The following is a 19,182-nucleotide window of genomic DNA, read 5'->3' as shown; positions in this document are numbered from 1 at the left end:
AGGGTCACTCACCAGGTGTGCCCTGCGCCTTTGTACTCTTTGGCTCGCCGGATTTTGCTGCCCCGACAATAAGGGCGGCCAGGGCCGCGAGTGCGACCTGCTTCTTTGACCCCTTTGGATGAACCTCTCGAACGGCGCGATAAAGTGCGGCAGGATTGGTATAGTCGCCAGCAACGCGGTTCAGCATGTCGGCCATTTTCCGGACCACCTTGGCTTTCCCAGGCATGACAATCGTCCTCCCAATGCGTGCCCCCCGAGTCATATCTTTGGGGTAGACTGGGCACATCCCACCCCACCGATCCCGGTCTGGCCCTCTTTTGCCTGTCAAAGGAACACGCCACCTCGGCTCCAGAGTTAGAATTTTAAGTGAGCCGAATCCCTTCATGCTTCGGCGCCTGTTCGGCCTGACCGCGGCCGAGACCCGCCTTGCTCTGGCCCGCGGTGACCCGCCCGCCGATGTCGCCCGAAAGTAGGAAGTGAGCCTCAATACCATTCGCAGCCAGCTCGCCACGGTGTTCGGGAAAACCAATACCAGGCGTCAGGCGGAGCTGGTGACGTTGCTCATTCGGCTAGATGCGGCGCAGTGGGCACGCTCAGTGCAGGCCCGGCAAAGCGGCCATTGCCATCTCTTTCTCCACGGCGATGAAGGCGTGCGCGAAGTCCTCGGTCGGGAACCTGATCAACAGGACTGTATCATCGGCATGGAGTGGCACCACCTCATAGGGGATTTCCCACTCGCTCAGCCAATCCTCCATCGCCTGGAGCCGAGACAGAAATCGCAACGCGGTCAGTGGCATGACAACGTGAAAAATCCACGTATTTGAGGCATGGCTTTTGTCCATCCGCCTGATCCGAAGCGATATGAAGGCCCCGCCGCTTGGCAACGGCACGGCCCCAGGCTGCGAGGGTTGCGGCCGCTGAGTTGTCAATCGCTCAACGCCCTCACGCCACTAAAACGGACGGTGGCTCAGGGTGTTCCTGGACGGAGCCAGAAACAAAAAGGCCCCGGCAGTCGCCCCGCCGTTCCGGGGGGAATAGCGGCGGGGCTCCCACGCCGTGACGGCGCCGGATGTGGACAACGCCACCACGCGATAGCGAACCCATCGTGAAGCGCCTAGTTCCGTACCGCAGCCCCAATTTGTCAGGGTTTGTTCGGAATGACCGTCTGGCGTTCGAGAGCGTCAGCCATAGCGGTCTCATCGAACCGTAGTACAGCGAGTTTGGCCAGATCGATCGTTTCGCCCGCCGACCACAATCCGGCGACGATGTAGCCAAGGCGCTCACGCTGGCCGGCGGCCTTCAATACGTCGAACGATCCTCGCGCATCGATCTCGCTCCAAGCCTTCTCGAACGCGGCCACAATCAGGGCGAGTTCTTCCGGAGTGGCCACAATGGAACGAAACGGCATCGCTATTCCCCTGCGATACACAGTTTACAATCCATCAAAACAACGCAAGGGGAAAAGGGCGCGGAGACCCCGCCGTATGGCAGCGGCGGGGCCCGCGGCCGTGCGGTCCCGAGGAGAATGGCGAGGCCAGCACGCCGTGGAAACGAATGAATCCGAAGTCTGTTCCGTCTCAATCTGGTGCGGGTAAAGTGAAGGAAATTCGCAGTAGACGCTCCGTGTCTGCTGCTCCCCGCTTTGCGTGGTCGTTCCTTGCCGATCGAGAGGTCTCGACGAGTTCCGAGGCATGGCGCCATGAATGCGAGATCGAGCATCTGCTTGGCATGCCGGAGGCGGAGCGAGCCGAATTTCTTCCGGCGCCATCGATCGCGAAAGCCGAGGCGTCAAATCCCCGGAGAGGCTGCCGTCGCCGTGCTCAAGTTGATCGGCTGCAAATCAAAGCCCGGGGCCCGCCACCCCTTTTGGAGTGACGGGCCAAGTTCAATGTGAGGTGCGGAGAGTAACGCTCCAACACGCGAGAGTTTCCACGCCTGCACTCGGATCCGCTTCACTTTGCAAAGCGGCCTTCGTATTTGAACTGCGGCGCCGCCTTCAACTGCTCCTTGGTGGCATTGATCCGAGCGTTCCATTTCTTGTCCGTCGCATTCCAAGTGACGGCAAGCGCACTCGGGCTGACCGCGACGTAGTGCGTGCCCATACCAAGGAACCCGCCGACCGACAGAATGTAGGAGGCAAGGGAGTTACCGGCGATGACGACATCCTCGATCTCGCCGACATTCTCATCACCGGCATTCTTGACATTGAGGCCCTTCAGGCTGCTGACAAGCGCAGATGCCTCGTCCACGGACACGAATACGGGGGACGTAGCGGGCGCTGGGACGGGTGCCGTCTGCGCAAACGCCGCGCCGGAAAGCAGGGTTGCGGCTAGAGCGAAAGTGGTGGCGCGCATCGTCGGATGTCCTTCTCTTGGACCCGCAGCCCGGGTCTGCTGCGGCAGGGTGGAAAGGTAATTCCTGGAACCCCAATCTGTTCCGACGGCCCTAATGGCCGCGCTCATTGATCGACTGAATTCAGTGCGGAACAAACCTGCGAGTCGCCCCATTTCTCGTCCCGTCGAGGGAACAACACCTGAACTTCGAACCTCGGAACCTACCGAAACGTCGGGCGTTTCGTGGTCGCGGTCGTCCGTGCTTCAAGCAACGGGAGGAACGATCATGAAGCTCTCACCCTATGCCACCATGGCTATGGCTATTGCTTTTCAAGCCAGCACAGCATTCGCTGGTCCGTGCACCGGCGAAGTCGACGCCCTCACAAAAACGTTGGCTGCCACGGATGCGGGTTCTGGACCAACGGCGGGCGCCTCGGGTTCAAGCCAGCCTCGCGCAGCGCAAGTCCAGCACCCGCCAGCGGAAATTATGACTCGCGAAGCTCAGGGTAAAGCGACGTCGCCGGAAGATGTCCGTCGCCAGACCGAAGGCCAGGCCACCGCTGCGGAGCAGGCAAAGGGTACTCGGCCGCCGGCTAGTACGAGCAAAGTTGAGGCCTCCGCCGCTCTCGATCGAGCGAAGGGTTTGGATCGCGCGGGTCGAGAGGCCGAATGCATGGAGGCGGTGCGGCAAGCCAAGCGGGCAATGGGGTCATAAGACGGGCTGAACACGCGTCGTTTCGGAGCCTTACTTTGGCGTCCGGGGCCCCGAATCTGGGCAACGGCGCGGAACGGGCAGCGGGGCGCGCGGCTTCAGACGCTCGCGATGGAGTAGAGTTGATCTGGGTCGCTCGAACTGGGGCCGGAATTCCTACCAAGAGCGAACGTCGAAGGGGCAAAGCGTGCATCGCGACAGTAAGGTTAGGAGCACTCTGGGGGAAGGAAATGAGCACTCTTGCTCGCGCCATCGAGATCGCCGCCAAGGCTCACGAAGGCCAGAAGGATAAGGCTGGCGAACCCTACATTGCCCATCCGATGCGCCTGATGGCCCGGTTCCTCTCCGCCGGCCAGGAGCAGTATGCAATAATTGCCGCTCTCCACGATGTGGTTGAGGATTCCGACTGGACCTTCGACGATCTTAAACGCGAGGGCTTCTCGGAGGCAGTGGTGTCTGCCGTTGACGCGCTCACCCGCAGAGATGGCGAGGAGTACATCCCGTTCGTGCGCCGCGCGGCCAATCACCCGCAGGCGCGCTTTGTGAAGCAGGCAGATCTTCTCGATAATATGGCAAAGGCTCGGCTGGCGAATGTTAGCGACCGTGACCGTTTGGGCCGAAAATATGCCGCTGGCCTTCGCGCAATCCACGAAACGCCGCTGCCGGTCTAATGCGCTTCAGCTTTGGCCCATCCAACCGCGAGATCGCACTTTCCGTTTCGGGTCACCTCGGAATGTGCTTGGCGCCGCCTCGGCATCCTGATTGTGGCTTCCGGTTGGAGACCGCAGTTTCCAGCAGGCAGCCACTCCAGATGATGCCTATCTCACGGTTCCGTCTTGCGGGGCACCGTCTGCCGAGGTTGAGAGGGGGGAACTGGCGTTAGCCACTGGCTATTGAGCGTCAGCTTGGCTGCAAAAATGGGGGTTCCATCAGCGTAGCGGATTCTCATATCCACTCTCAGATCGTCACTGGTCTGGATATGCTCGGCGATGATGTCGCCGAGACTTGAAAGCGCCGAAAGACGTGCGGCGACGTGATCTTCAAGGTCTATTCCTTCGTCGTCTACGACCAGTTCGGTGTTGATCTCGATGTCGAAAAAATACTGGGCCATGCATTTTCATCCGTGGCGAGGTCGCCAAGTTCCCGATCCCCCCGCGCGTTCAATTCGTCTCATTGCGGCCACCGCTGGGAAGGTGATCGATAGGGATAGCGGCGCGGGGTGTTGGGCAAACTCCTAGTCAACCAGCCGCGTGCTCAATTGCTGAAGGAGGCCCCGTCATTGCTGCCGGAGCCTCCTGGTCAGTTAAATCGAGGGCCGCACATATGGCGGAGCTTCGGGATCGAATTCTGTCCAGCCCTCCCTCTCATAGGCAGCACGGCGGTCGATTGTGTTGATGGGTGTCGCGCCGTCCATGATTGCCACGACCGTAGGTGCCTGTTCGTCGGTTGCCCGAACAGCCACAACGCTGCCACCTCGCCTCACCGTCTCTGCATAGTAATGGGCGTCCTTTTCATCGACGCCCGAACTCGTCAGGGCGCCCACAAGCCCCCCCGCGACGGCGCCGGTCGCGGCTCCCGCGGCGGTAGCCGCAAGCCAGCCAGCGGCCACCACAGGGCCGATGCCGGGGATCGCAATCAGGCCGAGGCCCGCCAGCAGCCCGGCGGCACCGCCGATCAAGCCGCCGACTCCTGCTCCCTCGCCCGCGTGGCTTTCATCGGCATCGGCGTGACGGCCGACAAGGCTGATATCGGAATCGGCGACGCCGGCGTCTTTCAGCTTTCGAACCACGGATTCAGCCTGCTCGTAGGTATCGTACGAACGTGTGATGGTCTGGGTCATCTGGCAGATCCTCAGTTGCGCGTAATGTTGCCGCGGTAATCGACGCTCACGTTGACCGGCTGGCCGTCGTGCGTCGCCCTGCCCTTCCAGACGCCATTGTCGTCCTTCTTGAGTTCGGACACTGCGGTGTAGCCGTTCGCCTCGAGGCGGCTCTTCGCCTGGCCTTCGGTAAAGCTGTTGGCACCGGGCAGCGGCGCGTTCGCATCGGCTGGAGCATTTGGGGAAGGAGTTGGCGCGGTCGTCGACGTCTGCGCCTGAGCAGCCAGGATCGTGGCCCCGCAGAACACCGCCGCGATGAACGTCCGTTTCATCGTTATCTCCCTGAAACAGTTGCCAGATGTGCCCACTAAAACGGCAATGTTACGCACTTGTTCCAGCTAACTTTTGCGGTGGTTTGACGGACGGCGCCTCCGCTTTCAGGCTGCACGCACTCGGCCTACGCGGCCGACCGGCGGTCTGATCGGTGGCAGAGGCTACCTGCTCAGCTACTGATGATCTGCCGCGTGCGCGGTGGACCCATCTCCGCAGAGCACGGGAGGCAAAGGCAGGGAGCCACTGGTCAAGGCGGCGGCAAGTCAACTTGGCCGGGTCAGCAGTTTGGGACCCGTTGGAGCGGTCATCGTGCTTGTTATCGAGCGTGACAGGCTCGAAAGACAACAGCACCACAACCGATCGCCCGCCCCCTAATCGATCCACCGGGGCGCCGATGACGTGGCAACATCGGGGCAGGTTCACTCATGACAGCCCAGGCTGCGCGCACGCTAAGAATCCTGGGGCGTAAGCGGCCCGCAGATCAGGTTTTCTTAACCGGCCGCCCAGGGTCGAGTGCGCTCGGCGAGCTCGAGGGTTTTGGCTCGCCCTTTGCTGGCGAAGCGACGCCCCCATCCGCCGCGGGAGTTGCCCGATCGTCCGTCGGTATGCCTGTTCCCGGCCGTGGGACCCCATCGCTCGTCCTCCCGGGCTGACCTGCCGTCTTGCTTTTATCTGCATGTGCCATGTCGACCTCCGTTGTGGTCCAGCTTGCGGTAAGTTCCATGCTCGCCCGGTAACACGCCCCCATCTTCCCGGCGGACGCTAACGGTGAACAACCGGCAGTCGCCATTTGGCATCACCGCGCGCGCCATATCCGGCAATGCGTCCAAAGCCGATAGCCGCGCCTCGCCGTCGCTGGAAAGTTCGATGCCGTCCTCGTCGATATCAACGAAGTCGCCATCCGAACTGTCGAAGAAATAACGGGTCATGTTCGTTACCGGCTAACCGGAAACGGGTCCGGCTCTCACTACAGAACGTGTCTGGAGAGCGCCCGTTCCAAGGCGGCAGAATTGCTATCGGAAACATGCCTTGCTCGTGCAGACGTCTGGAAGGGGACCCGGATGCCGTCATCGCTGCTCAGCCCACCGTCACGCTTCGTCGGCTCGGTATCGCCTTAGTGGATTCCGCGCATTCCCGCGACGAAGCGTCGGCTTTGGCGCGGTGGCGGGTACGAACCCAGCCTCCCGGAGCGCCTCCGCAAAGGATAGAGGCTGCGCGACGGCCTCGATGAGCTCGGCGAGCTCTTGCATAGAGATGACGACCATCCTCTCGTCAGGCGAGGGGTCCGACGCCGTGGACGGGTCGCGGCGTCCTGCGTCCGTCGGGGACGCATTGATCTGTTCGCTCGCCCTAGTCGGTGCGACAGCGATTTCGGCAAGGGCCAGCAGAATCCGTGTTCTACGATTGTCGGCCGCCTGAGCGGCGTCGCGCACTCGGCGGACGAACTCCTCGTTCATGCTCCCCTCTTTGGAACCGAGAAGTCGACATTCTAACGCCTCGTTGGCACCGACGCGAGTGAGACAACTCCACCCCCCGCGCTGGTGCCGGTCGCTGAGCCGCCGCATTTGGACTGCCGAAGCAATAGATATTCGCCAGACAAGCACCCAACATTCCGAACTGGGTGCTTTTCTGGTCGGAGCTGCATCATCCTCAGAAGATGCCCAGGGCGCCTTTGATACCGACCCCTGCAATACTTGCGGCAAACAAGCTTCGGACCTGCTCGCGCCCAGATCGAGCTATTCTGCCCTCGCCGTGTGATCCGCGTTCAGGACCAGGCCGAGGGCTCCATCAACCTCGACAAACCGAATCCCGACTTCCTCGAGAGCGCCGAGCACCGCCTCCCGAACGCGTGCGTGGGGACGCCGTCCATCTCTCTCCAAGTCTGCAACTGTATGTCTCGTTATCCCCGCTCGCTCCGCTAGCGCGGACTGGTCCCAGCCGAGCAGCCCCCGAGCCGCGGCGATTAGGCGCCCGCTAACCATGTTCCCGGGGAGGATTCGACCATTATGGATGAAAATGCCATTCGAATCTCGCGCCCCAGAGAGCGCCTGATTATCGCCTGGCATCACGCATCCTCTTCTTCGCAACCATTCTCACCCCGCGTTGAGTCACACGGATACTTGATAACAGCGCCGGAACAAGATTCCGGACGACGGCGGAGCTTGCCATGAATACTTCATCACCCGCGATACCGAACGTCCAAGTAGCTGCCGGTCCTTACGAAAAAGACGATCCTCTGAGCGATGCGCTCGACACTCGGTTGCTTGCGCATCCACGCGTCCGCGATTTCCATAAAAACACTCGCGAGGATTCAATCCTTCAATTGTCCGATGCGCCGCCGGGATCGGTCGTCCGAACCGTCCGGCTAACGGATCGGATTCTGTCGATCGTGGCAATACCTGATGGATTCGAACTACTTCCCGGTTTCCGCCGAAGACTATGCAACCATTGGCGCCATGCGAACCTCCTCGTCGTCAGCGAACGGTGGCTCCGACGTAGACCTCATCTCGAGGGCTCCGCGTTGATCGCCGATTGCTCCCGGTATCCCGTCCCACCGATGGCCCGCGTTCTTCTAGCACAGCACCTGACAGAAAATGGCGGGAGCTCGTATCTGGGCGACTGCGCAGCTTACGCGCCGGGAACGCAGGACCCCATCCGAGCGGTTCTTTCGCTCGCCGCCGCGAAGGCCCTATCGATAGATATCTCGCGCCCGATCGGCCCGCTGACCCGAGTGTCGTTGCCGCCTATAGGCTGACGGCTCGCGGCTGGGCGCCCGAGCCGTCCGCCCACAGCAGAACCGCCCTCCCCTTTCCTTTCCACCTCGCACCGTCGGTACCCCGCTACCGGGACCGCGATCGATGGAGCACGCCTGTGATCTATACTTTCTCTGACCGACACCCCGTTCCGCTGCTCGCGCAAGAAGTCGAGCGCCTGCGTGATCTCTATCAGGACCTCGACCGCATACGAGTTGGAGATCATCCCGATGAGCGCGCACTTGCCACCGCGCCGACTCTTGATGGTTGGAGCTTCGCCGAGCGGCCAGAAATTGCCCTCATCGGCAAAGTTCATGGAAATCCGACCATTGCCGACGGCCGTCAGGCTCGAACCTCCAACCTGTTTTTTCTGGCACCGGAACTCGGTTACGCGCGAACCATCAACCGAGTGTATAAACTGGGTCGTCGGCATCTCCTCTCCGACCGGCGGGACTTCCGATGAGCCCGCGTTCCTTCGAAAGGCGCAGGATCGCTGATCGCCGCCCCCGGGATGCCAGCATGATCCTGGCCCGGACCCTGATTGTCCGAGCGCTGCGTCGCGCGGGCCTTCACCATGTTCTGCTCCGACAACCGGGCATCGTGGGCTTCATTGTCCCTGTGGTCGATGCCGAGATCTATATCAGCGCTGCGCGAGAGATGCTCAAGAAGCATCTGGTAGCCTTTTATTCCGACGACTTCGATGTCGTTCACTGGACGGGAGAACCACCGAAACCTGGGCTCCGGCCACCGGAAGAGTCGCTGAAGGCCCTCCTGCCGAAGACGGAACGTCTATTCGGCTTCGTGTCCCGAGAACGCGATATCCCACCCACGTTCCGTCTCGTCGCAGATGCGATCATCGAGGTGGGCCCCGTTGACTTGCGAGCCCTGCGGGGCGCCTTCCAGATCGTGTTGGGCCGTGTTCCGGCGGATCATGACCTCGCTCCGGCGATCGGAGCACCGCTACACCTGCTCGGCGCGGCCCTGAAGCGCGGTCGCAACATTGGGTGGGTTCTTCGAAGGCTGCGCGGGCTTACGGCCGCCGCTTCCGCTTCCAAACTTGCTCCTATCAAGGCGCAAGTCGAGCCGTCACTCTCCGATCTTCCCGGGCTCGGCGCAGCGGCGACATGGGGGCACGAGCTGGCGGCAGACCTCGCCGATTATCGTGCGGGAACCATCACATGGGCGGACGTCGATCGCGGGGTCTTGATCAGCGGCCCTCCGGGCGTCGGCAAGACTATCTACGCCGGTGCGTTGGCCCGGACCTGCGATGTACCGATCCACGTTCATTCCCTAGCGCGATGGCAAGCGCGCGGTTACCTGAACGACCTCCAGAAGGCGATGCGGACCGCATTCGCCGAGGCCAAAGAGACCGCGCCTTGCATCCTTTTCCTCGACGAGGTGGACTCGTTTGGGGACCGCGAAAATCTCAGCGGCCGAAACGAGCAGTACAGCCGGGAAGTGATCAACGGCTTTCTCGAGTGCTTGGACGGTGCCGAGACCCGCGAGGGCGTCGTCGTCGTGGCAGCGACCAATCTACCGCACAAGATCGATCCCGCGATCCTGCGACCCGGGCGCCTCGATAGACACATTCGAATTCCTTTGCCCGATGCCCTGGCCCGCGAGGGCATCCTGCGTCATCACCTTAGTTCTGCGTTACCTGAGGCTGATTTATCCGGCATTTCGGCTGGCATCGAGGGAGCGACCGGCGCTGTCATCGAGCAAATCGTGCGCGACGCCAGACGGAAGGCGAGGTCGGACCGCCGCGCCCTCGTCATTGAAGATCTTCTCGCAAGCCTGCCCGCGCGCGTACGGCTGATGGATGCCGCATATCGGCGCGCCAGCGTACATGAGGCTGGGCACGCCGTAGTCGGATACTTGCTGCGGGACGAGTCCGGCAGCACTCCCGTCGACGTCCGGATCTACCGCGAAGTCGCGGTAGATGGATCGGGTGGGCGGACTGACTTCGAACATTCACCCGGAGCCGAGAGAACAAGGGCTCCATACCTGGCTCAGATCACAACTTTGCTCGCAGGCTTAGCCGCCGAGCAAATCGTTCTTGGCGAGCATGGCGGTGGCGGGGGTGGCAGCGACCAATCCGACCTGCATCTGGCAACCATGCTGGCCGGAAGCATGGAAACGTCGCTCGGACTGGGGGACAGCCTCACCTACCGATCATCCAATACCCCCCCGGAGATCATGTCGTTGATCCGCGCCGATCCTCTGCTTCGCAAATGCGTCGACGCTCGTCTGGATGGCTGCCTTCGACGCGCCAAGGATCTCCTCAACGGACACCGTGAGGCTTTGGACAGGATCGCGAGCGAGCTTCGAGACAGGGGTCGCGCCACTGCCGACGATATAGGACGAGCTTTGTCGCGCGGGGTCATTTCAGGCGATGGGCCGCATTCTCATGAGCCGTTCAACCTGGCGTCAACCATGAGCGGCGCCGACGGGGAATAAGGCGAAAATAGCTCCCTTCGAGCTATAGACCTGCACCGGAGGCGTGGTATTGGAGCGCCCTCCCCCGGTACCGGTCGGTGCCCTGAGGGATTCGTCCCCCTTCCGGCTCTGCCGCGAAGGATTCGCCAACCGAGCCATCTCGCTGAGATGGCCGCAGCCAGAGGAGGCAAGAAGATGTCGAACGCATTCGTCCACGCCTCTCTCGGCGCCAAGCACAACACGCTCCTCGTCATATCGGCCTGACGCCACCGGACTTCGGTCCGTTTCGTCATTTCCACCGGAGGCGTTCGCTCGCTTCCGGAGGTCAGCCCTCGACGCGTGCCGACGCGCCGGGACGATGGAGGTTGTCATGAACGCCAGGCAGCGAAAACTGAAACAGATCACCGACGGAAACTGGTGCGTGGTTGGCTCGGAAAGGAGCTTGTCAATATAGCGCTTCTCCTTCCGCTCGCGTTCCGCGTGCGGCAGCGTCAGGCGAGCTCTCCGGCATCCACTATCTCTCGACGTCGCCGGGTCGCCGCCCGTCTCCCAAGAAGCACGGGGCTTCAGTAGGCGAGTTCACCGATCCCTTCCGCCGTCGCCGCTACGTCTACGAGAGCAATCCGGAACTGGCCTTGCTGACCATCCTCATTTCGATGCCCGACGTCGTGACGATCCGCGAGCAGGTCTCCGTCAACTACCAGTGGCGGGGAAGGATCCGGAAATACACGTTCGACATCGTCGCCGAGGAGCGCGACCGTCACCGCGTTGCCTACGCTGTGAAGCACTCCGACGAGGCATTGCTGCGTGACGACACCATCGAGATCGTGGAAACGATCGCGGCCGAGCATGGCTCCAAAGTCGCCGACGAGTTTCGGACGGTGACCTATGAGTCGCTCGATCCGATCGCGCTCGAGAACGCGAAGCTCATCCTCGATTGCGGCCGGGATCATGACCTCGAGGCGCAGAGGCTGGTCACGAAGATCCTCGCCGATCTTGGACCGACGGTGACGCTTCGGGATATCGCAGAGGCTAGCGGGCTTGGCGATCGCGGCGTTCGAGCGGCCATCGCGTTGATCCAGTCTGGCATTTTGATGCTCCCGCGCGGCCGCGATTTGACGATCGATCTCCCGATGCAAAACCGCGGCACGCGGTCAGCAACGGGTAACCAGTCTCGTTAGTGAGATCTCCAATCCTCGGACGGGAAGGTGTCGGCCATCTTCCCGTCCCAGCAAGGGCAAGCAATGCAGCCGATAAGCTTCCGGCTCGGTCGTCACGATCGGATCAAAATCTCCGGCGCCGCCTTTCGGCCGCTCCACAAGATCGGTCGCGAGCATCTTCTTCAGCTCGTAGTCGACGGAGTCCTGGAGGATCACTACAAGCTGCTCAGCGATGAGGAACTTGGCTCGCTCATGCGCGCCAAGAAAGTGCGCATCGACAAAGACCATTTCTCGCTCGGCCAGCAGCTAATCAAGGCACGGGGGGATAATTCCGATCTGAGCGACCTGAGAGAGGAAGATCTTCGGACCATCGCCTGGAAGGCCGAATGGTGCACCCGGTTCGAACAGGCCTATTCCGAAGGTCGCGTTAGCCGCTCGCCCTGCGCAATCGGCACCTTTATCCAACAGAGCAAGGATTCGATCCATCAGTGGTATGTCAATCAGTTCAAGGTGGCCCGACCTCCCGGCCGTGAATTCGAGGGTGAAGAGCGCAAGGTCTTCGATTATCCGAGCCCCTCGACCCTGCGGTACTGGGTCAATCGCTTCGCCGCCGCGGGGCATCGGCGGCAAGCCTTCCGGCTCCGCTATGCCAATTGCGGGAACCGATACCAACTCGACTCGCGCGCCTCCGAAATCGTGGAGAAGAACGTTCGTCGCTATGCGAGCCGGGCAAAACCCACGATTGCCGACGTATACGAAGCCGTCGAAGCCGATATCGACGTGCTCAACCGAGGTCTGACGGAAGGTCCCAAGATCTACGTTAGCGAGCGCGCAATTCGACGTCGAATACGACGGCTCGCCCCTCTCTTCGTCGACCTCGGCCGCATGGGACCCGACCAGGCCCGGAAGAAGTACGCGCCCGTCGGCGAGGGCCTCGGAGACCTCGCGCGGATGGAACGCATCGAGATGGATGATTGGGAGATGGACCTCCATACCGTCATCCAGCACCCCGACGCCCAATACTACGTCACCGAACAGGCGCGGATGATGGCAAGGAGTCTGCGCAAACAGAAGGTAACGGTGCGATGCACCGTGACCGCGGCGATCGACGTCGCCACGAAATGCATTGTGGGTTTGGGTGTGAGCCCGTTCTCTCCCTCGACCCAGGGCTCGAAGTCGGCGTTGCGCACCATCGTCGTTGACAAGAGCGTGCTCGCGAAATCCTCGGGGGCCGAACGCGACTGGCCCATGCACGCGCGGCCAGGTGAGATCGCGACCGACGGCGGCCCCGCATTCCGGGGCGCGTTCCATGACAGCGTCGTACAGCTCGACATCGCCCATCGCATCGGCAACGGCGACCCGCGGTCCCGAGGTACGATCGAGTCATTTTTCAGGACGTTCAAGCGCTTTTGCCGGATGTTCACGGGTCAGGCGTTCTCCAACATCGTGGAAAAGGGGGACTATCCGGCGGAGCAGATGGCAAGCCTTTTGGTCGAAGACCTTGAGCGGCTTCTCATCCGCTTCATCGTCGACAGCTATCATCATCGGCCGCATCGCGGACTCGGCGGGCAACTTCCATATAATGCCTGGAAGGAGGCCGGAAACGATCTCGATCCGCCGCCCGATCACATCCAGCAGCAAATTGCCTTCGGCATCCCGTTGCACGACAGGGCGATTTCGACGGCAGGCATCCGCTATCTTCATGTCGACTACAAGCATCCGCGAATGGGCGTCCTGCATGGCCTCCTGGGCCGGGGCCGACTGACCGCCGTGGTCAACCCGCATGACATGGGCGCGATCCTGGTGCTCGTTCACGACGACCATCGCAACCATTTCAGCGGCGACGGGGACTACTTGACGTTCACCGCCGAGGGCTATGAGGGCATAAGTGTCGCCCAGCATCTGCGGTCGAACCGAATTCTGCGCCAATTCGAACGCGAGCAGGCGGAGCTGGGCGCGCCGATCCGCCTCGGCGCGTTCCGTGCGATCCGAAAGGAAGCAGAGGAATTGCGCATCAAGGCTGGCATTCCCTCGGACGAAATCGATCCCAAGACGTACCGAAAGTTCGTCAGCGAGCTTGAGCGCAAGGGTGATCTCGCCACGGAAGCGCGGATCCAGCCGAGGGGCGCGCCGATGAATGGAGACGACGGTACGTCCGGGCTCGGCACGCTTGTCGCGGGCACCGAGCGCCCTCCGAGGCCGACGCAGCCCGACGGGGAGCAAAAGCCCTCCCGGGGGCCATCGATCCTACCGCAGTCAATCAACCTCTACGATGACGAGTCCGACGAATGAGTCAGAGTAACCGCGACAGCGCCAACCACCGCGAAGCGGCCGATCCGTTCGCCGACGACGACGCCTTTTTCGACTTGATGAGGGCACGCATGCCCCAACGCGACCAGCGCATCGTCGAGCGGCTGGAGCGCGTCAAATCCGTCTACGTCACATGCGGGCGAGACAAGGCGCTCGGCGACGCCTTCGAAACATTCTTTCGCAATTTCATGGCACGGAGAGGCTCAGGCCGAGATGAAGCAGAAGTTTTCTTTCTCACGGGGGAGAGCGGCGCGGGAAAAAGCGCCGCCGTGGAGCGTCTTCTGTCGCGCCATCCTCTGTTGAAGCCCATCACAGGCTCGCTCGGAACGATTTTGCCGTACGTCTCGATCAAGCTACGCGGGTTTACGCTCCCCCGCATCGCCGGTCGAAATATCATTGCCGCCGCCGGGTATCCGATCCGCCAGGATACGCAACGCGGAGAAATCTGGGATGTCATGGCGGCCCGGTTGAAAGCTCGCCGTACGATGCTCATCCATATCGATGAAACGCAGCATCTGATCAAGCAGTCCGCCTCGCAGAAGGAGCGCGAGGAACTGGCAAACGCAATCAAGGGCGTGTCCATCGATCGCGACTGGCCCGTCGCGTTCCTGCTTTCCGGCCTGCCCCGCGTGGCACAGTTGCCGCTCAACGATGAGCAGTTCGAGCGCCGCGGTGGCGCCTTCATCAAATTTACCGACGTGAAATTGCCGGAGGAACGCAAGCTTGTAACCAAGATCCTCGTCAAAATGAGCGAAGCGGCCGGGTTGTCCGTGTCCCATTTGCTGGAAACCGATCTGCCCGAGCGCCTGGCCCATTCCGCACGATATCGCTACGCGCGGATCTGCCAGGTAACTTTGGAGGCAATCCATTCGGCTCTGGCCGCCGACGATCATGCTGACGAGTTGACCCTTGCCGACTTCGCAAGGGCCTACGCCTTGCGCTCCCACGCGTTGGGACGTGACGACAAGAACCCGTTCCTCGTCGACCGCTGGATGGCGCTCAAGCCCGGGTCCTTCCTCATCGATCAGCACGACGAGAGCTGGTGATGTCCGACCGGTTGCCGATCCAACGCCTGGGTTGGGCTCATCCACTTCAGGAGCGCGAACCAGCCAGCGGGTTTGCCTCCCGCCTAGCGGCTCTTAACGGAGTCGATCTTTACACGCTTCTGACCGATATGAGCGTGAACCAGCTTGATGTCTTTTGTGGCACCGATGCGACGGCACGTGAGATCGCCGCGCTTGGAGGCCTGGACGCGGCGGGGACGGAAGCGCTCATCCGCTACACGCCGTTGCGTCTTCCACTGAAGCGATCGACGAAGATGGCTTCGGAGCGTTTAGATCCCGGGTCGGTGAACCGCTCCYTTTTTCGCTACTGTCCGCATTGCATTCGGGAGGATCTGGAGAAATTCGAGGGACCGAAGTCCGCCCGTCCGTGGTTGCGGTCGGAATGGCTGTTCGATCATGTCAGAAGCTGCCGAGAGCACGACGTGGTGCTGATTGATGCGCCCCCGGCGTCTCGACGCATGCAGGCGCCTGACTTTTCCGCAACTATCAGCCAGAGGGTCCTCCCCGTCCTGGATGAACTGGTACGCGACGCCACCCCATCGCAGCACTCGGCTTTCGAGGACTGGATCGTCGCACGCCTGGATGGCGTCCGGGACCCGTCGAATTGGCTCGATGACCTGCCGCTACGGGTCGGCATCGCATTCTGCGAGGCTCTCGGCGTCTCGGCGCTTCATCCCCCCAGAACGAGCACCAAAAAGCTCCCCGCGGCGGAATGGGCGAAGGCCGCGGCGGCGGGCTATCGCTTGGCGGCCGAAGGCGAGAAAGGGATGGAACCGATGCTGTCTCGGCTAGTCGGCGAGCAGAGCAAGACCCGCGGCGTGATTGGCCTGTTCGACACCTATGGCTACGTTTTCAAGCTCTTGCTGCGTACGCAGGCCGATCCCGACTTCGAGAAGGCACGCGGGGTGTTGCGCCGCCACGCCTTCGAGTTCCTACCACTGGAACGGGGGACCGTTGTGCTTGGCGAACCTCTGGGTCGCCGCCGCATACATACTGTGCAAACAGCGGCCGTGGCGACGGGAGTGCACGCCAAGACGATCCGGAAAGTGCTTGCGCGAAAGGGCTTGTACGCGGCGGATCCGGCTGCCGAGCTGTCCAACCACCGCGTCAATGTGAGGATTGAGGACATTGAGCTTGAGGTCAGCCAGCTCCGGGACGCGCTCAGCATGGAAGCGGTTCTCAAGATCACGGGCATCCCGCGAACCCATTTGATCACCATCATATCGCTCGGTTTTCTGCCGTCACTGACGGATTCGAACAAGATTGCTGGCGCACGCCACCGGTTCGCGCGTGCCGATGTCGATGCGCTCATGGAGCGCTTGTTCAGGGGCGCGGAGTCTATAGACGTGGCCGCCGACCACCAAACTAGCGTGATGAGGGCCAGATTCGTAGCCACGGCGAAAGTCAACGATCTGGTGAAATGGATAGCCGCCGGTACGCTCCGCTGGAAGGGGCGGATCGGTACGGAGCTTCGCTACGAGAACCTGCTCGTCGATACCAATGAGATCAAGTCGCTGGTCAGGAGCGAGCCCGCGATGTCCTGTATTCAATACCGTGATGTCGAGAATTTCATTCGCGGCTTCGGCAAGAACAGCACCGCAGCCATTGTCAGCTTCGGCGCGCTCGCAACCACCGAGGAGTTCAGTCCAAGGGCCCGGCACATTGTAAGGGGAGTGACACACGAGAGCGTGGAGGCGTTCAAGACGCGCTATATCTCGCTCGTTGAGCTTTGCGAGATCAGCGGGATCGGCCACATACGGACCCTCAAGAGATTGCGGCTAGCAGGCGTCGAACCTGTGTTCCCGTATGACGTCGTCCGAGTGAAGATCTTTCCTCGGCAGGCAGCCTTGGACACCATGCAGAGCTGTGCGTCGTTGTAGCGTTTTCGATCATCAGTGTCGGAACGATGCCGCGGGAGCGGCATCTCCCCGCGATCGATGCCGACCGCGACCGCACCCGCGCGGGCTCTGACCAGCTCCCTTCTCTCTTCCATTCCGAGGGACCGGTAGAGCTGTCCGTCAAGCCCCCCCCGCCCACCGGTAGCTGAATGGCTCGCCAATCTACGCTACCGAGCGGTTTCGGCCGTCACGTCCAACTCTCCTGCCCATCCGATATGGTCCTCGATCATTTTGCCGTAGATGGGGACCATGACCGCGTCGGGCACGGGAAGCGGATGACCCGCTCGCGGGGGTTCGGGAGCGGAATGTCGTCGTGATCTCGGATTTCCACCCATCGTCAGTCTCATAGACGTGGACGCCGGTCACATTGGAGAGCGGCATCCACGGAGACCGGCCCTCAGGGTCAACCGTCAGTTTTACTGGTCCCGGGTTCCTATGGATCTTGTCCTTTAGGATATGCAGGAACTCGCCCGCACGACGGCGGCTCAAAGGATCATAGTGGTCGTACGCCTGGCCCGTCGCCGTGAATGCGGCAATCAGCAGCGTCCAGTCATCGCAGAAAGTCAGAACGGGGAGAGGGCCTTCACGGCCCCGGCGAATGATGCGTCGAGCCCTGCGGGAGTCCGAAGCTTTGTAGCCACGAACGCCCCCGGGGAAGCCCAATTTCTGCAACCTTCGCGAGCATCCGTAATTTCGACACTGCAAAACTTTGGATCCGTTTCGTACAAAACTTTGGGTCGAAACCCTCTGTTCGGGGCGACCTTGGCACAAAACTTTGGGTCGGCCTTCACGCGGATACGGCACGCGGTGATGTCGGGACGGGGCGCTCCTTGCCGTCGCACGCGAGATCAGAGCAATCGTGAGCGATACCGGCGGGCGATAGACGTCCGCCTCCCTCGGAACCTGCTCTTCGGCAGGTCATGACGCAGGTTGCGCGTGGCGCAAAGATCATCGTCCTTGGAAGGATCGCGCGTCGGCGCTGGGTATGATCGATCCAGCACTACCGGAGGTGTATATTGATGCATCAGCGCCATTCGATGGCAACTCACAGTTGTGATGATAAACCGGTTGTAATCGTCGGCCAGTGACGCTTCACGTTTGGTCTCGACAACCTTGTCTTTTCGGTCAATTCTTTCGCCGGGTCGTCGGATCGAGCATCCGCCTGCCCGCAAGACGCAATCTTCAGAGGATGCGGCTATGGCGACGGGAAACGTGAAATGGTTCAATACTGAGAAGGGTTTCGGGTTCATTCAGCCTTCAGACGGCGGCAAGGATGTGTTTGTACACATCACAGCCGTGAAAGAGGCCGGCATGATGACTCTGACCGAAGGACAGAAGGTCGCTTTCGACTTGAAAACCGAACGCGGCAAGACAGCGGCAGGCTCCCTCCAGCTTCTCTGATCACCACCTGACGTCTTTTGCGTCGAAACGGCTTGCCACCTGACGGCATGTCCTGACATCGCATTAGCAGCGCGGTCAGGCAGCGCTTGGAAGGCCAGGACATCCATCGATCAGGCGCGCCGGGCGGATTTTACGCCCCCGGGCAGGCTAGCCCACGTGGGTGAGACGCTGTGGAACCGGGAACCCGGCCCTGCGAACCTTCGGTCAGCATAGCGCGATCGCTGTCGATGGAACTACGCTTGGCGCCGGAGCCGGCAGGACGGCCCGGGATGCCGAATTCGAACCGCCGCTGCCGCAGATTGCTTGCGAGGCTATGGCTGAACGTCACAGTTCCGGCGTGCAATGCCGTCACTCAGCTGCGCTCAGGCGCCGTTTGATCCTGCTGAAGGCGATGGGCGTGATGCCGAGATAGCGCGCGATATCTCCCTGGGAGAGACGGCTAAACAAGCCCGGCTCCAGCCTTAGCATGGCCCGAAATCGCTCTGCGGCGGAATCGCAGAGCAAGGCCTGCTCGCGCCGCGATTTGCGCTGCCTCACCCAATCCGCGAACTGGCCGTAAGCGCGCTGCAGATCCGGGTTCTCGGCGATCCGCTGCTGCAACCATGGCAGGGGAACCCGGATGATTGTCGATGGTTCGAGCGTTCGTGCGCCGAAGGCCGGCCCGTTGCCCTCTGCCGCGAACAGGCCCTGATCGGCGATGAAGCTCTTGATCCGTTCATCGCCCTCGGGCGTGACGTAGACCAGCTTGATGAGCCCTTCCGTGAGAATGAACAGATCGGCCGGCGCATTGTCCGGATCGAACAGGACATGGCCCTTGGGACAAGCCCTGGCGGTCCAGAGCCTGTCGCCCCAAACTTTGTCCTGCAAAGCAAGTTCCCGGAGCTGACTCAGGAGTCGGCCGGCCGGAGAACCTCGCTCATCTAAACCCGGGTTCATCAGGAACGCTCGAAAGCATGGCAGGAG

The 19,182-nt window shown here is 61.6% G+C and carries 20 protein-coding genes; 9 read left to right on the top strand and 11 right to left on the bottom strand.

All coding sequences use genetic code 11. The features are described from left to right. Window positions 1–4: 4 nt before the first annotated feature. The 3 genes from AC1DW9_RS30645 to AC1DW9_RS30635 all read right to left on the bottom strand — a co-directional run bounded on the left by AC1DW9_RS30645 (window position 5) and on the right by AC1DW9_RS30635 (window position 1,408). The gene (locus AC1DW9_RS30645; RefSeq protein ID WP_476776950.1) at window positions 5–226 is read right to left on the bottom strand and encodes a hypothetical protein; all 222 of its coding nucleotides are present in this window, start codon (window positions 224–226) and stop codon (window positions 5–7) included. Between the two features lie 367 nt (window positions 227–593). Continuing rightward, the gene (locus AC1DW9_RS30640) at window positions 594–842 is read right to left on the bottom strand and encodes a hypothetical protein (protein WP_476776949.1); all 249 of its coding nucleotides are present in this window, start codon (window positions 840–842) and stop codon (window positions 594–596) included. A 299-nt stretch (window positions 843–1,141) separates the two neighbouring features. Further along, complete coding sequence (locus AC1DW9_RS30635) at window positions 1,142–1,408, bottom strand: hypothetical protein (RefSeq protein ID WP_441508705.1); 267 nt, start codon at window positions 1,406–1,408, stop codon at window positions 1,142–1,144. A gap of 146 nt (window positions 1,409–1,554) precedes the next feature. On the opposite strand from AC1DW9_RS30635, the gene AC1DW9_RS30630 reads away from it, so the two are divergent. Continuing rightward, window positions 1,555–1,875, top strand: a complete 321-nt coding sequence (locus AC1DW9_RS30630; RefSeq protein WP_476776948.1) for a DUF7696 family protein — start codon at window positions 1,555–1,557, stop codon at window positions 1,873–1,875. Between the two features lie 77 nt (window positions 1,876–1,952). Here the strand turns inward: AC1DW9_RS30630 and AC1DW9_RS30625 are convergent, their stop codons facing one another. Further along, complete coding sequence (locus tag AC1DW9_RS30625; protein ID WP_476776947.1) at window positions 1,953–2,354, bottom strand: PRC-barrel domain-containing protein; 402 nt, start codon at window positions 2,352–2,354, stop codon at window positions 1,953–1,955. A 921-nt stretch (window positions 2,355–3,275) separates the two neighbouring features. Here AC1DW9_RS30625 and AC1DW9_RS30620 point away from each other — a divergent pair. Then, complete coding sequence (locus AC1DW9_RS30620; RefSeq protein ID WP_476776946.1) at window positions 3,276–3,716, top strand: HD domain-containing protein; 441 nt, start codon at window positions 3,276–3,278, stop codon at window positions 3,714–3,716. 152 nt (window positions 3,717–3,868) lie between these two features. Here the strand turns inward: AC1DW9_RS30620 and AC1DW9_RS30615 are convergent, their stop codons facing one another. The 6 genes from AC1DW9_RS30615 to AC1DW9_RS30590 all read right to left on the bottom strand — a co-directional run bounded on the left by AC1DW9_RS30615 (window position 3,869) and on the right by AC1DW9_RS30590 (window position 7,179). Beyond that, entirely contained in the window at window positions 3,869–4,156 is a 288-nt protein-coding gene (locus tag AC1DW9_RS30615) for a DUF6894 family protein (protein ID WP_476776945.1), read from the bottom strand. Window positions 4,157–4,348: 192 nt separating this feature from the next. Further along, on the bottom strand, window positions 4,349–4,885 hold the full coding sequence (locus AC1DW9_RS30610) for a hypothetical protein (protein ID WP_476776944.1): 537 nt from the start codon (window positions 4,883–4,885) through the stop codon (window positions 4,349–4,351). Window positions 4,886–4,896: 11 nt separating this feature from the next. Next, window positions 4,897–5,196, bottom strand: a complete 300-nt coding sequence (locus AC1DW9_RS30605; protein WP_476776943.1) for a PepSY domain-containing protein — start codon at window positions 5,194–5,196, stop codon at window positions 4,897–4,899. A 669-nt stretch (window positions 5,197–5,865) separates the two neighbouring features. Further along, window positions 5,866–6,126, bottom strand: coding sequence for a DUF6894 family protein (locus tag AC1DW9_RS30600; protein WP_476776942.1), 261 nt, complete (start codon window positions 6,124–6,126; stop codon window positions 5,866–5,868). A 159-nt stretch (window positions 6,127–6,285) separates the two neighbouring features. Further along, window positions 6,286–6,654 carry a hypothetical protein gene (locus AC1DW9_RS30595; protein ID WP_476776941.1) on the bottom strand — a complete coding sequence of 123 codons (369 nt, stop codon included), beginning with the start codon at window positions 6,652–6,654 and terminating at the stop codon, window positions 6,286–6,288. 279 nt (window positions 6,655–6,933) lie between these two features. Beyond that, the gene (locus tag AC1DW9_RS30590; protein WP_476776963.1) at window positions 6,934–7,179 is read right to left on the bottom strand and encodes a helix-turn-helix domain-containing protein; all 246 of its coding nucleotides are present in this window, start codon (window positions 7,177–7,179) and stop codon (window positions 6,934–6,936) included. A gap of 889 nt (window positions 7,180–8,068) precedes the next feature. On the opposite strand from AC1DW9_RS30590, the gene AC1DW9_RS30585 reads away from it, so the two are divergent. From AC1DW9_RS30585 to AC1DW9_RS30555, 7 genes are all read left to right on the top strand, one after another. Continuing rightward, window positions 8,069–8,413, top strand: coding sequence for a DUF6634 family protein (locus AC1DW9_RS30585; protein WP_476776940.1), 345 nt, complete (start codon window positions 8,069–8,071; stop codon window positions 8,411–8,413). Between the two features lie 56 nt (window positions 8,414–8,469). Next, entirely contained in the window at window positions 8,470–10,407 is a 1,938-nt protein-coding gene (locus tag AC1DW9_RS30580; RefSeq protein ID WP_476776939.1) for an AAA family ATPase, read from the top strand. A 614-nt stretch (window positions 10,408–11,021) separates the two neighbouring features. Further along, window positions 11,022–11,567, top strand: a complete 546-nt coding sequence (locus AC1DW9_RS30575; RefSeq protein WP_476776938.1) for a hypothetical protein — start codon at window positions 11,022–11,024, stop codon at window positions 11,565–11,567. 27 nt (window positions 11,568–11,594) lie between these two features. Continuing rightward, window positions 11,595–13,838, top strand: coding sequence for a hypothetical protein (locus AC1DW9_RS30570; RefSeq protein WP_476776937.1), 2,244 nt, complete (start codon window positions 11,595–11,597; stop codon window positions 13,836–13,838). After that, window positions 13,835–14,902 carry an AAA family ATPase gene (locus AC1DW9_RS30565; protein WP_476776936.1) on the top strand — a complete coding sequence of 356 codons (1,068 nt, stop codon included), beginning with the start codon at window positions 13,835–13,837 and terminating at the stop codon, window positions 14,900–14,902. Before AC1DW9_RS30570 ends, AC1DW9_RS30565 begins: the two co-directional genes overlap by 4 nt. Beyond that, window positions 14,902–16,800 carry a TniQ family protein gene (locus tag AC1DW9_RS30560; protein ID WP_476855277.1) on the top strand — a complete coding sequence of 633 codons (1,899 nt, stop codon included), beginning with the start codon at window positions 14,902–14,904 and terminating at the stop codon, window positions 16,798–16,800. Before AC1DW9_RS30565 ends, AC1DW9_RS30560 begins: the two co-directional genes overlap by 1 nt. Before the next feature lie 1,215 nt (window positions 16,801–18,015). Then, window positions 18,016–18,219 carry a cold-shock protein gene (locus AC1DW9_RS30555; protein ID WP_069881900.1) on the top strand — a complete coding sequence of 68 codons (204 nt, stop codon included), beginning with the start codon at window positions 18,016–18,018 and terminating at the stop codon, window positions 18,217–18,219. 348 nt (window positions 18,220–18,567) lie between these two features. On the opposite strand, the gene AC1DW9_RS30550 is transcribed toward AC1DW9_RS30555, so the two are convergent. Further along, on the bottom strand, window positions 18,568–19,086 hold the full coding sequence (locus AC1DW9_RS30550) for a Crp/Fnr family transcriptional regulator (RefSeq protein WP_476776934.1): 519 nt from the start codon (window positions 19,084–19,086) through the stop codon (window positions 18,568–18,570). Between the last annotated feature and the right edge of the window lie 96 nt (window positions 19,087–19,182).

Source organism: Allobosea sp. P4_E12 (genome assembly GCF_056401655.1).
This window is presented reverse-complemented; position numbering and strand designations above follow the sequence as displayed.